Below are 20,091 nucleotides of genomic sequence, written 5' to 3'. Positions count from 1 at the left end.
TTTACTCATAACGTAATGCTTCCGCAGGCTCAGTTTTTGCCGCACGATAAGCTGGATAAATGGTTGATAATAAAGATAACAATAAAGAAAAGGCAATCACAATAATGACTTGCATAGGCTCAATTGAGGTTGGCAAGAAAACACCGTTCGGATTGACCGCATTTATAATAGCCCCAAGGTTTAGGGTAATTAATACGCCCAGTACGGCACCAATCAATGTGCCCACTAGTCCCACCAATAAACCTTGATAAATAAAGATCGAACGCACTTGTGATTTAGTCACACCTTGCGTTTGCAAAATGGCGATTTCTCCTTGTTTATCCACCACCATTAAACTTAATGAGGTCACGATATTGGAAATCGCCACAACGATAATTAAACTAATCAACAAACCCATCATATTTTTTTCCATACGAACCGCTTGGAAAAACTCCCCTTTTTGGACACGCCAATCGCTGATATGGCTCTCTTTGAAATAGGTTGGTAATTCTGTGATTTGGAAAGGATCATCCAGAAATAAACGATAGCCTTGGGCCTCACCTGGCTGAATACGCATTAGGCGACCAATATCCGCTAAATTAGCAAAAACTTCATAACCTGACGCTTCGCCATAATCATAGTAAAGCTCGCTCACCGTAAATAAACGCTGCATCGGCACGCGACCAAATGGGGTGTATTGGCTGTTTTCCGTAATCATTAAGCGAACTTTATCGCCCACTGCTAAACCCAATTTTTGCGCCAACGTATCACCCATAACTAACTTAAACTCACCTTGCGGTAAAAGTTGATTAAATTGGCTAGGATCGAAACCTTCCAGTAAAGGATCATCTGAAAAAGACTGAATACCAATCACTTGTCCCGCGCTCACACCTTTTGCCGTTTGAAACACAACATTTGTCGTATTAATCGGCACCGCTTTTTGCACAAAGTGCGGTGTGTTTTCAAGCGATTTTTCTGCCGAAATAGGCGCTTCTTGGCTCACAATCGCATGCGGAATTGTCGAAAGCACCTGTTGTTTTTGATAGCCTTCTAATCCATTCATGACAGAAAGCACAATAATCAACGCCATCACACCCAGTACGATGCCAAAGCTTGCCAAATTAGCAACAAGTCGCCCAAAACGATCGGCGCTTTTTGCACGCCAATATCGCAGGGCGATATATAAAGAAATAGGTAAATTCATTATTTTTGATTTAATTGTTGAACGAAATCTTCGATATTTTGCGTCACTTTTTTCGTTAGCGTGGTTACCGCACTATCACTCGCCCAAGCAATATGAGGTGTGATAATTAAATTCGGCATCGTTTTCGCTAATTCAATCAGTGGATTGTTTTTCTCTGGTGGCTCTTTCACTAACACATCTAATGCGGCACCACCTAATTGTCCTGACTTCAATGCGTCACAAACTGCTTGCTCATCAATCAATGGACCTCGACCAGTATTAATTAAACACGCACCTTGCTTACAAAGTGACAAGGTTTCTTGATTGATTAAATTTTTGGTTGTTTCAGTCAATGCACAATGCAATGTGAGAATATCGGCTTGTTTTAGCACCTCTTCAAAAGGTGTGTAACCTTCACGACACGTTGTGGCATTTCGATGTTCAGCATAAAGCACTTTCATGCCTAAAAGCTCGGCTAAACGCCCCACTTCTGTGCCTAAACAGCCTTTTCCAAACACACCTAATGTTGAACCTTTAACATCTGTAATGGGATAATCAAAATAACAGAACTGTTTACTCTCAGTCCATTTACCCGTGATTTGATCGCGCTGCCAGCCAGCCAAGCTGTGTTTTAACGCAAAAATCATCCCCAATACATGCTCAGGTACGGTCGTGGCAGAATAACCCGTCACATTTTTAACCGTCACACCCAATTCTTTTGCCGCGTCTAAATCCACGTTATTGGTGCCTGTTGCGGTGATAGCAATCAATTTTAATTTAGGTAGTTGTTGCAACACCTCACGGCTTAAAATTACTTTACTGGTGATAATAATATCCGCGTCTTTTGCTCGCTCAATGGTTTGCTCCGCAGAAGTATATTCATACTCTACCCAGTTATGCGGAAAGCTTGGACGAGGAATAGGAATATGTTTTGGAATTGCCGTGCTGTCTAAAAATACAATATTCATTGTTATCTCCTTTTACAGAACAAAAGTGCGGTCAAAAACAACGCTGTTTTCAACCGCACTTCTCAATTAGATAGACGTATCTAATTCAGGGAAAGACTTCACTAAATCATCAATGGCTTTCATCTGTGAGACAAAACCTTCTAATGCCGAAAGTGGCAATGCAGAAGGGCCATCACATTTTGCTTGATTTGGATTTGGGTGAGCTTCTAAGAATAAACCAGCAATCCCAATTGCTAAGCCAGAACGGGCTAATTCGGTCACTTGTTCACGACGACCGCCTGAAGCTGCACCAAACGGATCACGACATTGTAATGAATGAGTCACGTCAAAAATGACAGGGCTACCTTTAGACACTTTTTTCATTACACCAAAGCCTAACATATCCACCACTAAATTATCGTAGCCAAAGTTTGAACCACGATCACAAAGGATAATTTTATCGTTACCACATTCTTCAAACTTATCGACAATATTACCCATTTGACCAGGGCTTAAGAATTGTGGTTTTTTCACGTTAATTACCGCACCCGTTTTTGCCATGGCTTCGACTAAATCAGTTTGACGAGCTAAGAATGCTGGTAACTGAATCACATCCACCACATCGGCAACAGGCTGACATTGATAGATTTCGTGCACATCGGTAATTACTTTCACGCCAAAGGTTTCTTTTATCTCTTGGAAAATTTTTAAACCTTCTTCCATACCTGGACCACGGTAAGAATGAATTGAAGAACGGTTAGCTTTATCGAAAGATGCCTTAAAAACATAAGGAACGCCCAACTTTTCAGTCACTTTCACGTAAGCTTCACAAACTTGCATCGCCATATCGCGACTTTCAAGCACGTTCATCCCGCCGAAAAGCACAAAGGGTTTGTCATTTGCGACATCAATATTGCCAATTTTTACAATTTTATTTTGCATAATATTTCCTTTTTAATGGATGGCATTGGCATCTTTCAATGCTTCGCCTTTCAGTTCTAAAAGTTGAGTTTTTAACAGAGAAGAAGTGGGATCATTCGGACATTGATCAACAAAATATTCCAAATCCTCAATGGCTGAAGGATAAGCGCCCATTTGCGCTAACACTAAACCACGATCGCGAATATCGTAAGGATCTTTTCTTCCTGCTAACAAGAATTGGATATAATTAAAAGCCAAATCGTTTTGTTCTTCACGAATTAAGGCATTCTTGGCAAGCTGACGGAAACGTGCGGTCAGCATCGGAATATCTGCTCGAGCTAAATCTTCAGGTTGAATTTGAGCGCCAAAACCAAAGGCGCCTTCATAGAGTTTTTTCAATTCATCCACTGAAATATATTTTCCGCTCCAAGGATCAATAAATGCTACTTCACCCTCTACTTCTGCACGTAAAATCAGTTGGGTCGGGAAATTCACGGGATAAATCGGCAATTTTAAACTTGTGGCCAAATAAAGTATTAAGGCGCCAAGACTCACCGGCATGCCTTCACGCTCTTCTAAAATATACGGAAGGTATAAATTGCGAGCATAAAAATAATTGTCTGCATCGCAATGAAAGCCCCAATCACCGTAGAAGAGCTGTAATAATTGATGAATTTTAGCTTTATCATCCCATTCTTCTGGAATAGCTTGGCGAGCTCTACGCACTAAGCTTCCAACAAGCCCTCTTATACGAGGCTCATCAAGTTGCTCTTTCTCACAAATGCTCAGATAAAAATGAGTCAGTTCAGCATATAAGGCTTTTTGATCGTATTTCATTACCGCTTCCAATATCCCAACGTTACGCGCTCATTGTCGCCATAATCCCGTATGGTTGCAACCCCTTGCCAATGATTTTGCCAGAAAATTGACCTCACTTCTTCACCCTGTTTCCAGCCGTGCTCTAACAATAAATAGCCATTATCTTTTAAATGTACTGGTGCACACTTAATAAGATGACGTAAATCAGCTAAACCGTTTTCACCCGACACCAACGCCGAACGAGGCTCGAAACGCACATCACCTTGAGAAAGATGCTCATCGGTTTCATCAATATAAGGCGGATTACTGACGATAATATCAAACTGCCCTTCAACATGTTCAAACCAAAGACTCTGCAAAAATTGTACCTTGAGCTGATTTTTTTCGGCATTGGATTGCGCTAATTTGACGACATCTGGCATTAAATCAACACCAATAACATCCAATTGAATATGCTTTTTTTGACAAATAGGAAAAAGCTCAGAAGCCAACGCCAACGCAATGGCACCCGTGCCGGTTCCAAGATCGAGAATACGAAAGTGCGGTGGATTTTTTTCCAGTTTTTCTAACGCAATTTGTAATGCTTTTTCTACGAGAATTTCAGTATCTGGACGAGGAATTAATGTTCCTTCAGACACATTTAAAGGCAAGGACCAGAATTCTTTTTCACCGAGGATATAAGCGATAGGTTCGCCTTTTAAACGACGATCTAAAAGTGCGGTCAATTTTAACCGCACTTTTTCATTAATTTCCGTTTCATCGAAAGCTAAAATTTGCGTTCTCGATTTGCCCGTTGCGTGTTGCAGTAGCACTAACGCATCAACTTTACCATTCTCTGTCGGATTTACTTGATTTAAGGCTTGCGCAGCATCGGCAAGCCATTGTTGATAGGTCATTAATTACTCTCAGATAACGCCGCTAATTGATCTGCCTGATATTCAGTAATAATCGGTTGAATAAGCTCGTCAATTTTGCCGTTCATCACTTCATCTAAGCGATAGAGCGTTAAGTTGATACGGTGATCTGTTACACGACCTTGTGGGTAGTTATAAGTACGAATTTTATCAGAACGATCGCCTGAACCTAATAAGTTACGGCGGGTATCCGCTTGCTCTGCGGCTTGACGCTCTTGTTCGGCTTGAACAATACGTGAAGCTAATACAGACATCGCTTTAGCTTTATTTTTATGTTGTGAACGTTCATCCTGACATTCCACCACAATACCTGTTGGAATGTGGGTAATACGTACCGCAGAGTCTGTGGTATTAACGTGCTGACCACCTGCACCAGATGAACGATAGGTATCAATACGTAAATCTGCTGGATTGATTTCCGGCATTTCAGATTCAGGCAATTCAGGCATAACCGCAACAGTACAAGCTGAAGTATGAATACGACCTTGGCTTTCTGTTTTTGGTACACGTTGTACACGGTGGCCGCCTGATTCAAATTTTAACTGGCCATACACGCCATCACCGCTTACTTTCACGATGACTTCTTTATAACCGCCCTGCTCGCTTTCATTTGCACTGAGCATTTCAACACGCCAGCGTTTACTTTCTGCATAACGGCTGTACATACGGAATAAATCGCCGGCAAAGATACCCGCTTCATCACCACCAGTACCCGCACGAATTTCTAAATAGCAGTTATATTCATCATTTGGATCTTTTGGTAATAAAAGAATTTGAAGTTGTTGCTCCACTTCTTCAATTTCGGCTTTGGATTCTTCAATTTCCATTTCTGCCATTTCTTTCATTTCAGGATCATCTAACATCAATTCTGCTTCAGCAATGTTAGAATTAAGTTGATTCCAACGATTAAAACATTTCACTACATCTTCAAGTTGTGAATATTCTTTAGAATACGCACGGAATTTATCCTGATCCGAAATCACCGACGCATCGCCTAGCAATGCCTCTAATTCTTCATAACGTTCTTTTAAACTTTCAAGTTTTGCAATAATAGAATCTTTCATATTTTTATAAAGTTAAAGCCAAAAATAAAATCGGCCTATTTTAGCCGATTTTAAGGAAAATTGACAGACGCAAAATCTGCCTAAAAATGACCGCACTTTAGATGCGCGTGACATCAAATTTCGCTAAATCAATTCGATCTTCTGTGCCATAAAATTGAGCCAACGCATGACGCAAGGTTTCGGCACGTTTTGGTAAGCCTTTTTCTGCATAGGTTTTTACTTGTTCATACACCGCTTGCTTAAATGGTTGCGTATCCCCCGGATTGCCATTCAAATTATCCGCACTGGCAAAATAACGAAAACCTGCTGCTGTGGCTAAAATCCATTCCAATGCTTGAGGCTTCACTTCCACCTTTTCAAAATCACGCTGACGTTCTTCAGAACGACCATCCGGCTCATACCAATAGCCAAAATCTTCTAATTTACGACGCTCTTTCCCTGCCACCAACCAATGGGCAATTTCATGCAATGCGCTACTGTAAAAGCCTCTCGCAAAGTAAATGGCGTTATAAGGCACCTCATCATTTGCAGGGATGTAAATCGGCTCATCCCCACCTTTAACCAATCGCGTATTATATTCTTCTTCAAAACATTGATTAAAAATCGCAATGATATCCTCAAGTTTGTGTTCCATGCTTTCTCCAAATATTTTTATAAATAACGCCTCTTAAAAGGTTTGAGAATTATCTCATTTTTAATCTCTTTCACAAAATTTCAGTTAAATAAAAAACCCTCTAAATGATCGTTTCAAACGTTTTTTTAAATGATAAAGTGCGGTCACATCTTTATGTGTTTTTAAACCTATCTTTAAGCCCCATCTATTTAATATCCCCCTTGGGCGCATGCCCGAAATACCGTTTGTATTCACGGCTGAATTGACTAGGTGATTCGTAGCCAACTTGGTAAGCAGTTTCGGTAATGCCTCGCCCTTCTTGTGCGATAAGTCGTCTGGCTTCCATCAAACGTAAGGATTTTTGATATTGCAGCGGTGAAAGGCTGGTTATCTTCTTAAAATGACTATGAAATCCAGATAATGACATACCACTTAGATTTGCCAAGGTTTCCACGGTGATGGTTTCACTAAAATGTTGTTGCAGATAATGGGTGGCTTGGGCGATTTTTTTGGTGTGCGATCCATTGCTTACCATGGCTTTAAATTTGCCACCTTGCTCGCCTGTAAGGAGTCGATAATAAATTTCTTGTTGGATAAGCGGTGCAAGAAACTCAATATCTTTTAGATTTTCGTGCAAGAGCAATAGACGTTCAACAGCATTTTTGAGAGATTCATCCAAATGCCATTGTGCAAAACCTTCGTCGCCCTGTTGAACATCATCTGCAAGGTTTGGATTTGCTAATAAAATCTTGCTAACGCTTTCAATATCAATTTTCATCGACATCACTAAAAACGGCTTTTTCGGCTCGGCATATTTAATTTCGCCGCGCATCGGCACATTGACAGGGCAGAACATAAAGTGTTGATTGTCAAAACGGTAGCATTGTTCGCCTAGTTGTATTTCACGTTCCCCACTTAACACGATGCAAATGCTCGGCTCTTGAATAATACCTTCGTAACAAAATGGTTGATCTGAATGGCGAAGAAATAAGCCTTTAATCGATGATGAATAGAGTTCGTTATGTGGAATAACCTTTAATAATCGTTCTATCATTTCAGTTGAGAACATAATTTTGTAGGAATAGGCAAATAATTTGAATAAATCATATAACACTTCATATTGCCGTTCAATATAATGTACTCACTTTCAACGGCGGTACGCCAAAACATATTAACCAATATTAAATGAGGAAAACATTATGAAAATTTTCTACAAAACATCAGCAACAGCAATCGGCGGTCGTGATGGCCATACACAAGTAGATGACGGTTCAATTGGCTTTGATTTGGTTTCATTTCAAAATGACGGCACCGGAGCTGATGAAAAACACCAACGCGCCGAGTATGGCAAGCACCGCCGCACCGACGAAAAACGGCCGCATGGGGTGGGTGAAAAACTTATTCATGGTTTGGCTTAATTCTGCATGAAGATGCTTTCGGATATGGATTTATTGGGCGGACAGGGTTGTATCTTGTATTGAAGAAGCAAGCCGAAGGTTTGTCAGATACTCACATGCCCGTATCATTCATATTATTGATATTATTGTTTGAATTGTATTATTTTCAATAATAATAAATAACCCTAAACCAATATAAATAACAGCCATTATCCAACGACTAAACTTCTCTACAATTTCACCAATACCTGAAATATTAGCCAATCTTTGTGCTGTATATACTAAAACAAAAATCAATATTAAAAATACAAGAAGAGTAACTAATAAGTCGACAAGATCTAAAGTCACAAAGTAAGGAACAAAAAGTCCAATATTATCTGCACCACAACTAGCAACTGTAACCAAAGCAACAATACCGACTAATTTTGACAACCCTTTTTCATCCAATTCTTTTTTAGCTCTTTTTTCGCCCTCACAATCGTCGTAAATAGCAACTTTAATACCTAAGTAAATCGGTATTAAACCTAATAAACCCAACACCCATTTTTCCGGAACATAATGCAAAACAAAAGCTAGAAATAAACTAACTAATATTAAAATTACAGAACCTAAATATTGTCCGATATAAATATCTCGATATTCTTTTCTAGTATTTGCTCTAGCAAAAAATATTAATAGTATTACCAACAAATCTACTGCTGTAGCAATATATAAAACAGCAGCAGTAATCACAGTCGAAAACATAAAGCACCTCATAATGAATCCCCTGCCCCCTTGGCACCACGGCTTTTTCAAAAACCGAATCGCGTTCGGATAACAGATTCGTATCTTTCGCTAAAGAGGCAAGCCTGCGGCTTGCTTACCCTCTCCCTAGCTCTCTCCCACGGGGAGAGGGAATTGGGCTGTCGAGCCTGAACATTTTCAGGTTTACCTGACATCTGATTCCCAATTCTACGGCTCTCTGATTTTGAGAAACCTGATCCCCTTTCCCCGTGGGAGAGAGCTAGGGAGAGGGCAACGAACCGCAAGGTTTGTCAGAAATTTAAATTCCTATCACTCATAATAATGAATCCCCTGAAACTCTCTTGCCACCACGGCTTCTTCAAAAGCCCAATCGCGTTCGGACAGCGGCGTAGGCAGGGTAATCACGTTTTGCACGTTCATGCCCTTAGTGGAAAGCAGCATGATTTCATGGCTCAGGCGTGCGGCTTCGAAGCGGTCGTGCGTTACCAGCATACACGCCATGCCCTGCCGCTCGATTTTTTCCACCAGCATGGCGACCAAAATATCGCGCAAATCGCGGTCCAAACCGACGAACGGCTCGTCCAGCAAGGCAAGGTCGCAGCCGCACAGCAGCAGGCGCAAAAATGCTCCCCGTTTCGCCATGCCGCCGGACAATTCGGTCGGATATTTGTTCAAATCGCCCGCAGTCCGCCCGACTTTCGCCGCCAGCGCGATGATTTCGCCTTCATCGGGTTTGTCCATAAAAATAGCGATATTCTGCATCGCGGTCAAGTTTTCCGGCAGGTGGTTTTCCTGAAACAGAAAACCTGTTTTGCGGAAAGTATTGCGTATCGTGCCCGATTTCGGCGTTTCCAAGCATTCAAATCCATCCGTTTGGGCGCAACAACAGACCGCGCAATTTTAGTGGAAGGAATTAATTAAAATTATTTCTTAGAAAAAGGCCGTCTGAAATTTCAGACGGCTTTTTTATAACAAAGTGCGGTCAAATTTTTAGGTGTTTTGCAAATCTCCATCAAAACTTGACCGCTTGTTTTTAAAACTTCACTGTTTCACCATCTTCTGGAATTGCTATATTTTCAAGCTTGTTTGCTTGGACAAATTGGCGTAAATCCTTACGGTACACAGACATATGGTTTACCGCATCCATGTGCACCGTGATAAGTTTTGTATTCGGTAGCATTTGGCGAGCATGAGCAACATCTTGTAACCCCATAATAATGCCGTCATTCGGAAAAGCTAAGGTACGCGCATCACCTGTGTTCATAATCATTACATCTGGTTTATAACGATTAATGGCTTTGTTTACTTCGGCAGTCCAAATTGTGTCACCAACCAAGTAAACCGTTGGATGACCTTTCGCTTGGAATGTTACGCCCATCGCCTCATCTAAAATCTCAGCTAATTGTGGTACAGCGTACATTTCCGTTGTGCCGTGAGAACCGCCGGTTTTATTTAAAATAATACCTTCAAACTCCACCGATTTTTCCAACGATAAACTGGTTATATTAGTAAAACCTTGCTCTTTGAGTAGGTCGCCATCCCGTTCATGCTGCACAAAAATTTTGATGGATTTAGGTAAAATTTTTTGCGCAACCTCATCCCAATGATCTTCATGTGTATGAGTCAAAATAATGGCATCAACATCTTTGAAAGTATCTTCTGCTTTCATCGGTAATTCCACAAGTGGATTACGCAAATGGCTATTTAATGTTCCTTCAAAGCCTGCATAACGTCCTTTTTCAGCAAGCATCGGATCAATTAAAAAAGTTTTCCCTGCGTAGTTCAGGCGACCAGTGGCATTGCGGATGTGTTGGTAGCTATCAGTGTTTTTAGAGGCAAGATCTACAGCGAAAGTATTTGCGCTAATAGCGAATGCTGTAGTGCTAATTAAGGTTTTTAAGTTCATGGTTTTTCCTTTTCTATACGTTATTGAATGAACATATTATAGTGAGAACAAAATTGCGTAAAAATAGATAAAAAATCAATAAACGTAATAATCGGGTCATTTCTATGTTATACTCATATCAAATAGGAGAAATAAAATGAATACACCCACAGTTGCTTTGATTGTATATGAACAAATGATGCCTATTCATTTTGCGATGGCATATTCCATTTTTTCTATGTCGGATTTAAACGGCAAGCCGTTATTTGAGTGTAAAATTGTTAGCGATTCGGACAACCTGACAAACTCGCTATTTCACATACATTTAGATGGAGGTTTAGAATGGTTGGAGAGTGCTGATATTGTTGTGATGACTGGATGGCATGATACTCAAGTGATACCGAGTGAGGCTTTATTAACGGCGTTACGGCAAGCATATCAACGTGGTGCGACAGTAGTAGGTTTATGTTATGGCGCCTATGTGTTGGCGTGCAGTGGCCTACTTAACGGCAAAAAAGCAACCACACATTGGCTAGGAGATAGTGATTTTACTAGTCGCTTTCCGCAGGTGAAATGGGATTTAAATCCTATTTATTTAGAACAAGATCGACTGATTACCTCAGCAGGAACGGCAGCTTCCATGGATTGTTGCCTTTCCATTGTCCGTAAATTATATGGTGTAAAAATTGCCAATCATATTGCCCGAATACTGGTTATCCCCCCTCATCGTGAAGGCGGACAAGCACAATTTATCGAACGACCTATTTCTCGTTCCACACCTAATCATAATATCAATGCGTTGCTTGCTTATTTAAATGAAAATCTGACCGCACTTCATTCGACTGATAGTCTTGCAGAACGTTTGTCAATGAGCCGTAGCACTTTCACCCGACATTTTCGCAAAGCAACCGGAATGTCATTAAATCAATGGTTAATTGAAGCAAGGCTACAGCGAGCAAGAGAGCTTTTGGAAAGCACAGATTTATCTATTACTGACATTGCAGAACAAAGTGGATTTCATAGTGATACCGCCTTGCGTCAGCACTTCTTGAAGAAACATAAAATTTCACCGAATCGCTGGCGTAAGCAGTTTCAAATTGAGGATATTTAAATCTTTTTATTTTAAAGTGCGGTCAGATTTCAAAGCATTTTTGCAAATTCAATTCAAAATTAGACCGCTTGATTATCTCTCAAATTCCTTTTTCAAAATTCCTTCCAGAATTTCAAAGACTTTCAATACCCTTGGTGGCGTAACGGTTTCATATGGACGGTATAAAAACAGTTGCCATTTTTGAATCTCCACTTCAGGAAACAAGCGAACAAGCTGCTCGGATTTTAGATAAGGCTCACATAAGAAATCACTCAACATTCCTGCTGATTTCCCTTGCAATACTGCCTGTAAATAGCTGTATAAATCTGTACTTAAAAAATTGATTCGACGGGGGTTTAAGACTTGCTCACTGTTAATCAGGAAATGCCATGCTCGCCCTGTGCTGAGGTTGATTTGTCCGGCAAAAGGATAGCGTTCTGCCAAATCATCTAATGAAGTGGGTTTGCCTAGTTGTGCTATGAGCTCCGGTGAAGCGACTAATACATCGCCAATATCGGCGATTTTTTTAACAATAAATTTTCGTCTGGTTGCAAACCGATGCGCAGACCGATATCAACACGGTGCGTTACGGCATCAAGTTTGCTCATATCGTCACGCCAATCAATAATCAGCTCAGGATAAGGTGCAAGTGCGGTCAATAATTGCGACAGAACACTATCATTTATTCGCCAGCTCGGCACGGTAATGCGTACTAAACCTGTCATGTCATTTTCTTGACGTTGTTTTCTGGAAATAAATAAGCGTTCGCTTTGTGCTAATAAAGCTTGCGCTTCAGGTAAAAATTGCTCGCCAAAATCGGTCAGCCTAACCTGTCTCGTGTTGCGTTGAAAAAGTGGTTCACCTAAATAATCTTCTAATTCAGCAATGATTCGTGTAATAACGGGTGGCGAAACAGCTAAGCGATTGGCAGTTTCTTTAAATTGTAAGGTTTCCGCCAGTGAGCAGAAAATTTTAGGGTTTCAAAGCGATTTTTCATGTGGTTCCTTGATGAATTTGGTAAGACGTACCCTATCGCACTATTTTCTTTACAGATGACGTACAAACGGCCATTTTTCCAGCTATTTTGCAAAAACTAAAAAATTTAACTGCTGAAATAAATAGAAAAATGTCGTCTGAAAGATCCATTTCAGACGACATTTTTACAAATTGAAGTTACCAAATAGGCATTTTAAATAGTCTACCGTCTTGCCCATCATCATGTAGTGTTAGAACAATTTCATTTTCCATAATTGATGTTTCCATGCCTTGTGTTTCTGAATTAATTGTTGTCGCAATAATTTGAATTCCTAAATTACTATATTCTCTCAATACTTTTAGGAGCAACTCTTTTTTACGATCATCCAAACCATCAAAAACACCATCAATATAAATAAATTTAGGAAATTCCTTATCAAGATAAGCTCTAACAACTGCCAAATCAAAAGCAATACATAGAAATTTTCTATATGTATTACCTTGACTTTCATTAGTGTTTTTCCCAGATTCTTGATATTCTGCTTTAAACTCAAAATTACTATTATCATTTAATGAAACGAATAGCTCTCCATCTTTTTTTAAGACAGCATTAATTATCTCATTAAAATAAATTCGAATCTTTGAAAATACGCTTTCAGTACTATTATTGACTTGAGAAACATTTAATACCATTCTATCTTGAATATCATTCAAGGCAAGCTGTAAATCTCTTTTTTGTTTCTGCAACTCTAATACTTTTTGAATATTTTCTTTTTGTTTTTCTAAATCAATTATTTCGGCCTGAACAATAGAAATTTGACGATTAGATTTTCTAAACTTATTTATTAGTTCACTTTCTTGCAAAAACTCAAGCTGCTTTGCTCTCTCATCATTTAGTTTAGTCAATTCTTCCTGAATTTTTATGAGTTCAGATTGATTTTCCTGTAGCTCTTGTTTTAGATAAGAGTTTCTCTCTTTTGTGATTGCATTATTAAAGTCAATTAATTGTTCAAAATCTCTCTTAACTTGTTCTGGAAACAGTATCTGAACTTCGTTAAATAAATTTTCCACATCATCAGGGTTAAATTTTATTTTACTATTAGAAAATGATTGTTCTAGATGATAAATGTTATTTTTTATGGAATATTCTTTCATATTCAAAGACGCTATTTTATCATCAATTTCAGAAACTAGTCTTTCGATAGATTTATTATCAATTTCACGGAAATTAAATTTTTCAACAAGACCAGTTAATTGAGTAAGCTCATTATTCCTAAGTAACAAACGACCATCTGTTTTACTTAAAGCTTCAAGTGCAGATTTTTCATCTATTTTTTGTTCCTTGATTTTATTTTCTAAATCAGATACTTGTTTATCAAGTTGGTAACGTTGTTTTGCAAGCTCTCCATTAAAACCTAATAGATCAGCCATATAAGGCTTCCAATCAATATCTTTGCCGCCACGATATTTTTGGAGTTGAAATACTTGATGAAAATCATCTTGAGTACGAATAAGATAGCCAATCAACTTACGATAATCCCAACTTTTTATTGCTGTAAAATTTAATTTTCCATCTAAATAGTCTTTTGCTTTATCAAAAGATAATTCGTAGTAATCCCATTTTACTTCAGGCAAAGAACTAAAATCTTGATTTGGTTCGTCATGTAATAAAAAGCTAATTTTTGTATTACTCTTAACTCCTCTTTTTATAGTTAAATATTTTCCTGAGCTTAATTTAAGCTCTAGGAAAAAGATAAAACCTTCAAAAACCTCTTCGTTTTTAAATAGAAAGTGTTCTTTATGTTTCCTAGCTAAGAACATAAAATCTAAAAGACGAGCAAGTGTAGTCTTCCCTAAATTATGGGAATCCAAATCATGATTTTTAGGGTGTTTTACATCACCATAAATGAAATTTAGTCTTTCGTTAAATATAATCTCATTAAATTTCTTTGAAAGATTACTATATAGTTTAGAAATTTTCATTGTTTCTGCTCAATATATTCAATCATGTCTGTTTTTGCTTGATAATCAATCAAGCCAAGTAAAAATAGAAAACTCAATGCTGGTAGAAATAAATATTCCCCACTAACTATTTCTTTTTTTATAAAACTTAATAATTCTTCATAAGGCATAATTTTTTTATTCTTAAGTTTCTTTAGAATTAGAAAAGTAGCATAAATCAAGGTTTTATCAGGGTCATTATGTTTACTCGGACGAATTATCATTTGATTTTCCTATATCACAGTTCCAATACATATAAAAAACCATCATTCTAGTAAGTCTCCTATTTTTAGATAACACATAATCTCTACTTGTTAAGTAGGACACTAACTCATTGTATATACAATCAAAATAGTCTAATTCTATTTGCTTAGGAATAATATACTGCAACTGAAATTCTTCAATCGATTCTTGATAAGATTTTAACACCTGATAATTCTGTGGATCTTTTAAGAACTGGTCAATCTGAAAGATATACTTCATGTACAATTTTTCTAATTCTTTTGCAGTCTCATCTCTTAAGTTGTTTAATTTATTTTTTTCTTTATAACTTGTTCTGATTGTTGGTAGTAATTCTTTTTGTACGTTTTCATCTTCAAATACCTTAGAGAATTGACCAATCACTTCAGAAAGTTCATTAAGATTTATTGTTGGGGCAATATTCAGTGGCTCTAAATTAATGCTTCTCATATTAACGATATGTGGGTAGCAATCTAAATAGTAATTTAAATCATCAATACCGAATATCCCGATATCATAACTATTTAATCCCGTATTTTTAGCTATATATTCTATAATTTTGGGCTTAGCCCCTCCTGTTAAACTACGGTTGGAAAAAAGCATATAATGATCAATATTATTATTTTCTACCATTTTCTTGATTTTTATAACTTCTTTTGCAAGAACATTACTCTCACTATTTTCACTATAAAAGTCAGGATCCGTAAAATGTTTATTAATACCTTGAGTGTGTTTTGCTTGAATGATGGTGAGTCCTTCCCAAGGTTCTTGCTCGCTAGGATAAGAATTTGCTTTACCGCAGAATTCCCCATCTTTACCACCATCAGTCCCAACAGAAAATCCTTGTGTTCCTTCACCAAGAATTTTTTTACAAATGGCCACTACAAGATTTTCAAAACGACTATCATCTAAATCACAATATTGATACATAATTTTTGTTACTCCAATGTAAACTATGTGCAATATTGTACCAATACTTTATCGTATTTTTCAGTGGATCGAAGAAAAAATAGATGGATAAATAACTGATCTGCACCCCAAAAGTTAGACTAACCTTCTAACTTTTGGGGTGCAGATCATCGTTTCAGACGGTTTTTAAATGATAAAGTGCGGTCAAATTTCAACGTATTTTTGTAATTAACCGAATACTTTTTCCAAATGTGCTTGGTAGTCTGCTAAGTATTGTTCTACTTGTGGATTTTTAATCACATCGTTACATAAGAATGTCGGCAGACGGGTCAAACCGATGAACTCATTGAGTTTGTGAAAGTGCATGTATAACGCATCCACGCCTTTGCCTTCGAAGAAGTCGCCTTCACGGGTAAACGCTTCAATAGGCGCATTCCACGTAAGCGAAAGCATGTGTTTTTTACCTTGTAATAAGCCACCTGTGCCGTAGCCTTCTGTCGGATTGACACGATGACGGCCATCACTGTGGTAAAGCTTGCCGTGTCCAGCGGTTAATACTTCGTCTATGTATTTTTTCACTGTCCAAGGTTCGTGCATCCACCAACCTGGCATCTGCCAAATCACAGCATCCATCCAAACAAATTTTTCAACTTCTGCTTCAACATCATAGCCGGCATCAATCACGGTTTCTTTTATATTGTGTCCAAGTGCGGTCAAAATTTCTTTCGCTTTTTTGTGAAGTGTGTGATTTAACTCACCATGTGAATGTCCGAAATCTTTACCACCGTCTAGTAATAAAATATTCATTTTTTCTCCTTTAACTAATAATTTACCGATTACTAAGCACTTTACTAATGCAACAATTTAACCAATCAATAAGCGCCAACTATTAAACGTACTACTCAAATTCGAGAGTTTGATAGAAGTTAAAAGCGCAATAAAAAAGCCTTGAAGTCATTATTTTCAAGGCTTTAAAGTCTTTCATAGGACTTGATAGGTTTATTTTGTGGTGGAGCTGGCGAAAACTGATCTAGATAAATATCACTTTGTTTTTAAAGGAAATATTTAATAGTTAAAAATAGCTTACTACCAAGCTTACTACAATAAAAAACAGGACGCCAATTCAGACGTTATTTAGCCTAATTTTGCCGAGATTATAACACCAAATTTTGCAATTGCTTGCGTTATTTTGCGTTAAAGGATCTGATTAAAAGGATCTGAAAGGTGGTAGATCTGAAAAGGCTTTATAAAGGATCTAAATTTGCGTTGAAACATACACATTTACTGCGCAGGCGTGGCGAGGGTTTGACTGCGATTTTTCATGCGTGCATTTGGGCGAAAAATCGGGTTAAAACATGGCTTTAAAGTTTGTTTTATTGATTGATTTGATATAATAAACTTGGGAAATACTAATACTATACAAGACAAAAACAGTTCTTGCGCAATAAAAAACCCGCATTTCTGCGGGCTGTTTATTTTGAAAGGATCTATTGTAGTAATTTGTATTCGGTAAACGTGATCACTTCTTCCCCTACCCAACTATTAATCTCTTTCAAGCGTTCTTGCAATGGGATAATCTCATTGATAAAAAATACTCGCGTTGCTTTCTCTACGTCACCAAAACCGCCTGTGTTATTAGGCACAATTCCCATTAATTGCGGTGGCACACGATGGGCCGCCAATACATCATCACGGCTTGCATTTTTAATATTTAAGAAATCATCTTTCGCCACTGCATCAGACAATGGAATGACTTGCATTCCGTCTTTCTTGCCGTTTGGAATATACACGAATAAATTCTTAAAGTTGCCAGTGCCTTTTGTTTGACGGATTTGTGTTTTGATTGCTTCAATGTCGTCTTTGTTTTGCGTTGGGTCCGTCATATAGATAATCGAACCCGCATGCGCACCGTTCAAATAATATTTGCGACGGAACAATGTCGCACTTTCATTCAAGAAAGCTGATTGTAATGCAGCTAAATATTCCGGCACGCCATAAATCTCTTGATTAACATCAGGGTTGATCAGATTAAACACTGCATCTTTCGGGAATTCATATTCATCAAAGCCATTCACAATCTGATAAAAAATACCTTTCTTCACACCAACACGCATATATTTTGCAAGGGGCGATTTCAATGCAATCACTTTGCCGAATGTGTTTTCAACTTTTTCAATGTAAGCATTACCAAACACTAAATAATCTTGCACCAGTTTTTCTAGCTGTGTGCGTGGTAAAAGTGCGGTCGTTTTACAGGTAGAAAGCAAAATATTTTTCTTCACCGTGATCGCACTGTTATGATGTGCAGATGCATTTAAGGCTTTGGCAAGATAACTTAAATTAATTGGCGGGTTGTAATATTTCTCATACATCAACACGCTTTCGAAATAATTCAATACTTCTGCACGGTCAAGCACGGGAATAGGTTCACCAAAGCTGAACGCCTGTGCTTGATTCCCCGTAGAAAGTGCGGTTGATTTTTTTGTTTTTTTGCTCATTTGGTAATCCTATTCAAAAGTGAAAATGGTTGGTTGGTTACTTGACACATCGCCGTTTAAACCATAAGGCACATTTAAAATGCAGTTCATAATTGCCCATGATAAGTCGCCGTGGCTTGCATCTTCTGAACGGTCAGATACATAAGTAATCTTCCCTGTTCCGGTAATACGTTTTTTGACTGTCATAAAACTGGTGATGATTTCGTTACCATCAAATTTAAGGCGGCGTTTCTGAATTAAGTTTTGCGTTTTTAATACCATCTCATTTTTTAAATCGGCGTTGTAATCAAGCCCGATTGCCATTGGATAGAATTTTTTTACTTCTTGGAATACGCCAGAACCCATCCCAGTTTTATCAATCACAATGCGGGTGACATTGTAATCATCACAGAAACTTTTAATTCTGCTCGCTTGTGCTTCATAATCCATGCCGTGAAATGTTTGCCAATGCAAAACACGATAATCACCGCCTTCCACTTTAGGCGGAGCAATAATCGCCAACGCTGCACGGTCGCCAGTAAAGGCTGGGTCATAACCTAACCACACTTCACGATTACCGAATGGGCGTTGATAAAATGGCTTGTAATCGTGCCATTCTTCTAAGCTGTCCACTTGGCAAAGTTGCAAGTCGGCAAATTTAAACGCCGACGTGTTATCATCCGCAAACTGGCATAAAAACAACTGTTCAAATTCTTCTTTGCTGTTTTCTGCGATCAGGTCGTCAATATTGAATAGGTTGCACCCGCCTTCCATCGCATCATAAATGCTCACAATCTGCTTCCATTGTCTGTCAGCACAAAGTTTTCCGCTTTTTAAATTCTCGTGCGAAATGTCAATTTCAACTTTGTCCGCCTTGGCACGATTTTTATTAAATGCTTTTCCAGAGAAAAAAGCATAAGCAGGATGTGCAATCGTGGTCGGCGTTGAAAAATACGTTTGGCGATACATTTTTTGTGCTGCCATACCGGATGCCACTTTACGCATCACATCAAATTTAGGAACCCAAAACACTTCATCAAAATATAAATTGCCGTGATACGATTGAGCCGTGGCAGAGTTCGTACCAAGAAAGATCAATTCTGCCCCATTTGGCAATTTGATGGTTTCGCCTTTTAAATCCACGTCCGCGGTTTGCTTGGCATAGTTCACAATGTAAGAGCGGAATTGTAACGCCTGTTTTTTACTGGCAGACAAAAAGATTTGATTGTGTCCAGTTGTCAATGCGTCAATAAAGGCTTCATGGGCGAAATAGTAAGTCGCCCCGATTTGGCGGCTTTTTAAAATATTCCTAATCCGATTTTCTTTCGCTTTATGCCAAACACGCTGATAATTAAACATCCCATCAAGAAAGCCATTGATCAACAATTCTTCTTGTTCCTGATCAATGGCATTTTGTTCTGCTTTCTTCCGTTCGCCTTTGTTTCGATTAGCAAGTTTTGGATTTAAATCAACTTCATTACCATCACCAAAAGAATATTTTTTCACTCTCGCCATGCGTTCCATTTGGCGACCGAGTAAATCAATTTCTTTATAGTCTGCCCCGCTTTTTTCTTCTTTGGCAATCAGCAAATTCAATCTTGTTTCAAGGGCTAATTCAACACGCCCAACGGGGGCGACATCATCCCATTTTTCGCGATCTTTCCAACTTGAAATCGTGGACGCAGCAATATCAAGCTGACGAGCAATTTCAGCGATTTTATAACCACTAAAATACATCTGTTGTGCTTTTCGTTTTATTTCCGCCGTTACATCGGGCGAAGCTTGATTGATAACTTGTTCGTCCATTCATCATCCTTTCAATTTACAACCGCATAATAGAAAGGGGCTTGCCGTTAGTCTTTACAGCTAACCTGTGAACAGAAAAGCAACAAAAACAACCCATAGACCGCCAAAATTAAACCTTTCAGAATAA

Annotated in this window: 19 protein-coding genes and 1 pseudogene; 2 read left to right on the top strand and 18 right to left on the bottom strand. The window is 38.4% G+C overall.

Going from position 1 to position 20,091, the window contains the following annotated elements; all coding sequences use genetic code 11:
- Nucleotide 1: 1 nt before the first annotated feature.
- The 8 genes from AC979_RS00840 to AC979_RS00805 form a co-directional block, all read right to left on the bottom strand.
- Nucleotides 2-1,183 carry a lipoprotein-releasing ABC transporter permease subunit gene (locus tag AC979_RS00840; protein WP_049372474.1) on the bottom strand — a complete coding sequence of 394 codons (1,182 nt, stop codon included), beginning with the start codon at nt 1,181-1,183 and terminating at the stop codon, nt 2-4.
- Nucleotides 1,183-2,130: a 2-hydroxyacid dehydrogenase gene (locus AC979_RS00835; protein WP_049372473.1), complete on the bottom strand. Its 948-nt coding sequence runs from the start codon at nt 2,128-2,130 to the stop codon at nt 1,183-1,185. The genes AC979_RS00840 and AC979_RS00835 overlap by 1 nt, the downstream gene beginning before the upstream one ends.
- A 66-nt stretch (nt 2,131-2,196) precedes the next feature.
- Nucleotides 2,197-3,051 carry a 3-deoxy-8-phosphooctulonate synthase gene (gene kdsA / locus AC979_RS00830; RefSeq protein WP_005695859.1) on the bottom strand — a complete coding sequence of 285 codons (855 nt, stop codon included), beginning with the start codon at nt 3,049-3,051 and terminating at the stop codon, nt 2,197-2,199.
- Nucleotides 3,052-3,063: 12 nt separating this feature from the next.
- A complete protein-coding gene (locus tag AC979_RS00825) occupies nt 3,064-3,867 on the bottom strand; it encodes a SirB1 family protein (RefSeq protein ID WP_049372472.1) in 804 nt (267 codons plus the stop codon).
- Nucleotides 3,867-4,745: a peptide chain release factor N(5)-glutamine methyltransferase gene (prmC, locus tag AC979_RS00820; RefSeq protein ID WP_049372471.1), complete on the bottom strand. Its 879-nt coding sequence runs from the start codon at nt 4,743-4,745 to the stop codon at nt 3,867-3,869. The genes AC979_RS00825 and prmC overlap by 1 nt, the downstream gene beginning before the upstream one ends.
- A complete protein-coding gene (prfA, locus tag AC979_RS00815) occupies nt 4,745-5,827 on the bottom strand; it encodes a peptide chain release factor 1 (RefSeq protein WP_005698533.1) in 1,083 nt (360 codons plus the stop codon). Before prfA ends, prmC begins: the two co-directional genes overlap by 1 nt.
- Nucleotides 5,828-5,924: 97 nt before the next feature.
- Nucleotides 5,925-6,461, bottom strand: coding sequence for an elongation factor P hydroxylase (locus AC979_RS00810; RefSeq protein WP_049371211.1), 537 nt, complete (start codon nt 6,459-6,461; stop codon nt 5,925-5,927).
- A gap of 184 nt (nt 6,462-6,645) precedes the next feature.
- On the bottom strand, nt 6,646-7,509 hold the full coding sequence (locus AC979_RS00805) for an AraC family transcriptional regulator (RefSeq protein ID WP_049372572.1): 864 nt from the start codon (nt 7,507-7,509) through the stop codon (nt 6,646-6,648).
- A 130-nt stretch (nt 7,510-7,639) separates the two neighbouring features.
- Here AC979_RS00805 and AC979_RS10465 point away from each other — a divergent pair, with 130 nt between their 5' ends.
- Nucleotides 7,640-7,858, top strand: a complete 219-nt coding sequence (locus AC979_RS10465; RefSeq protein WP_049372470.1) for a hypothetical protein — start codon at nt 7,640-7,642, stop codon at nt 7,856-7,858.
- Nucleotides 7,859-7,966: 108 nt separating this feature from the next.
- Here the strand turns inward: AC979_RS10465 and AC979_RS00795 are convergent, their stop codons facing one another.
- The 3 genes from AC979_RS00795 to AC979_RS00785 all read right to left on the bottom strand — a co-directional run bounded on the left by AC979_RS00795 (nt 7,967) and on the right by AC979_RS00785 (nt 10,487).
- Nucleotides 7,967-8,581: a CadD family cadmium resistance transporter gene (locus AC979_RS00795; protein ID WP_004519352.1), complete on the bottom strand. Its 615-nt coding sequence runs from the start codon at nt 8,579-8,581 to the stop codon at nt 7,967-7,969.
- Nucleotides 8,582-8,890: 309 nt separating this feature from the next.
- A complete protein-coding gene (locus tag AC979_RS00790) occupies nt 8,891-9,436 on the bottom strand; it encodes an ATP-binding cassette domain-containing protein (protein ID WP_239657826.1) in 546 nt (181 codons plus the stop codon).
- Between the two features lie 178 nt (nt 9,437-9,614).
- Nucleotides 9,615-10,487: an MBL fold metallo-hydrolase gene (locus AC979_RS00785; protein ID WP_049372468.1), complete on the bottom strand. Its 873-nt coding sequence runs from the start codon at nt 10,485-10,487 to the stop codon at nt 9,615-9,617.
- Nucleotides 10,488-10,623: 136 nt separating this feature from the next.
- On the opposite strand from AC979_RS00785, the gene AC979_RS00780 reads away from it, so the two are divergent.
- A complete protein-coding gene (locus AC979_RS00780; protein ID WP_049372467.1) occupies nt 10,624-11,577 on the top strand; it encodes a GlxA family transcriptional regulator in 954 nt (317 codons plus the stop codon).
- A 72-nt stretch (nt 11,578-11,649) separates the two neighbouring features.
- Here the strand turns inward: AC979_RS00780 and AC979_RS10635 are convergent.
- The 7 genes and pseudogenes from AC979_RS10635 to AC979_RS00745 all read right to left on the bottom strand — a co-directional run bounded on the left by AC979_RS10635 (nt 11,650) and on the right by AC979_RS00745 (nt 19,964).
- Nucleotides 11,650-12,553: pseudogene (locus tag AC979_RS10635) on the bottom strand (LysR family transcriptional regulator).
- 176 nt (nt 12,554-12,729) lie between these two features.
- Nucleotides 12,730-14,514, bottom strand: a complete 1,785-nt coding sequence (locus AC979_RS00770) for a DUF2326 domain-containing protein (protein ID WP_049372466.1) — start codon at nt 14,512-14,514, stop codon at nt 12,730-12,732.
- On the bottom strand, nt 14,511-14,756 hold the full coding sequence (locus AC979_RS00765) for an ABC-three component system middle component 8 (protein ID WP_239657825.1): 246 nt from the start codon (nt 14,754-14,756) through the stop codon (nt 14,511-14,513). The genes AC979_RS00770 and AC979_RS00765 overlap by 4 nt, the downstream gene beginning before the upstream one ends.
- The gene (locus AC979_RS00760; protein WP_049372465.1) at nt 14,737-15,702 is read right to left on the bottom strand and encodes an ABC-three component system protein; all 966 of its coding nucleotides are present in this window, start codon (nt 15,700-15,702) and stop codon (nt 14,737-14,739) included. Before AC979_RS00760 ends, AC979_RS00765 begins: the two co-directional genes overlap by 20 nt.
- Before the next feature lie 207 nt (nt 15,703-15,909).
- Nucleotides 15,910-16,488 carry an NAD(P)H-dependent oxidoreductase gene (locus AC979_RS00755; RefSeq protein ID WP_049372464.1) on the bottom strand — a complete coding sequence of 193 codons (579 nt, stop codon included), beginning with the start codon at nt 16,486-16,488 and terminating at the stop codon, nt 15,910-15,912.
- 680 nt (nt 16,489-17,168) lie between these two features.
- Nucleotides 17,169-18,179 (bottom strand): phage portal protein, encoded by a 1,011-nt coding sequence (locus AC979_RS00750; protein ID WP_049372463.1) that lies wholly within the window; start codon nt 18,177-18,179, stop codon nt 17,169-17,171.
- A gap of 9 nt (nt 18,180-18,188) precedes the next feature.
- A complete protein-coding gene (locus AC979_RS00745) occupies nt 18,189-19,964 on the bottom strand; it encodes a terminase large subunit domain-containing protein (protein WP_049372462.1) in 1,776 nt (591 codons plus the stop codon).
- Nucleotides 19,965-20,091: the final 127 nt, after the last annotated feature.

This window comes from Parahaemophilus parainfluenzae (assembly GCF_001053575.1).
Taxonomy (GTDB): domain Bacteria; phylum Pseudomonadota; class Gammaproteobacteria; order Enterobacterales; family Pasteurellaceae; genus Haemophilus_D; species Haemophilus_D parainfluenzae_S.
This window is presented reverse-complemented; position numbering and strand designations above follow the sequence as displayed.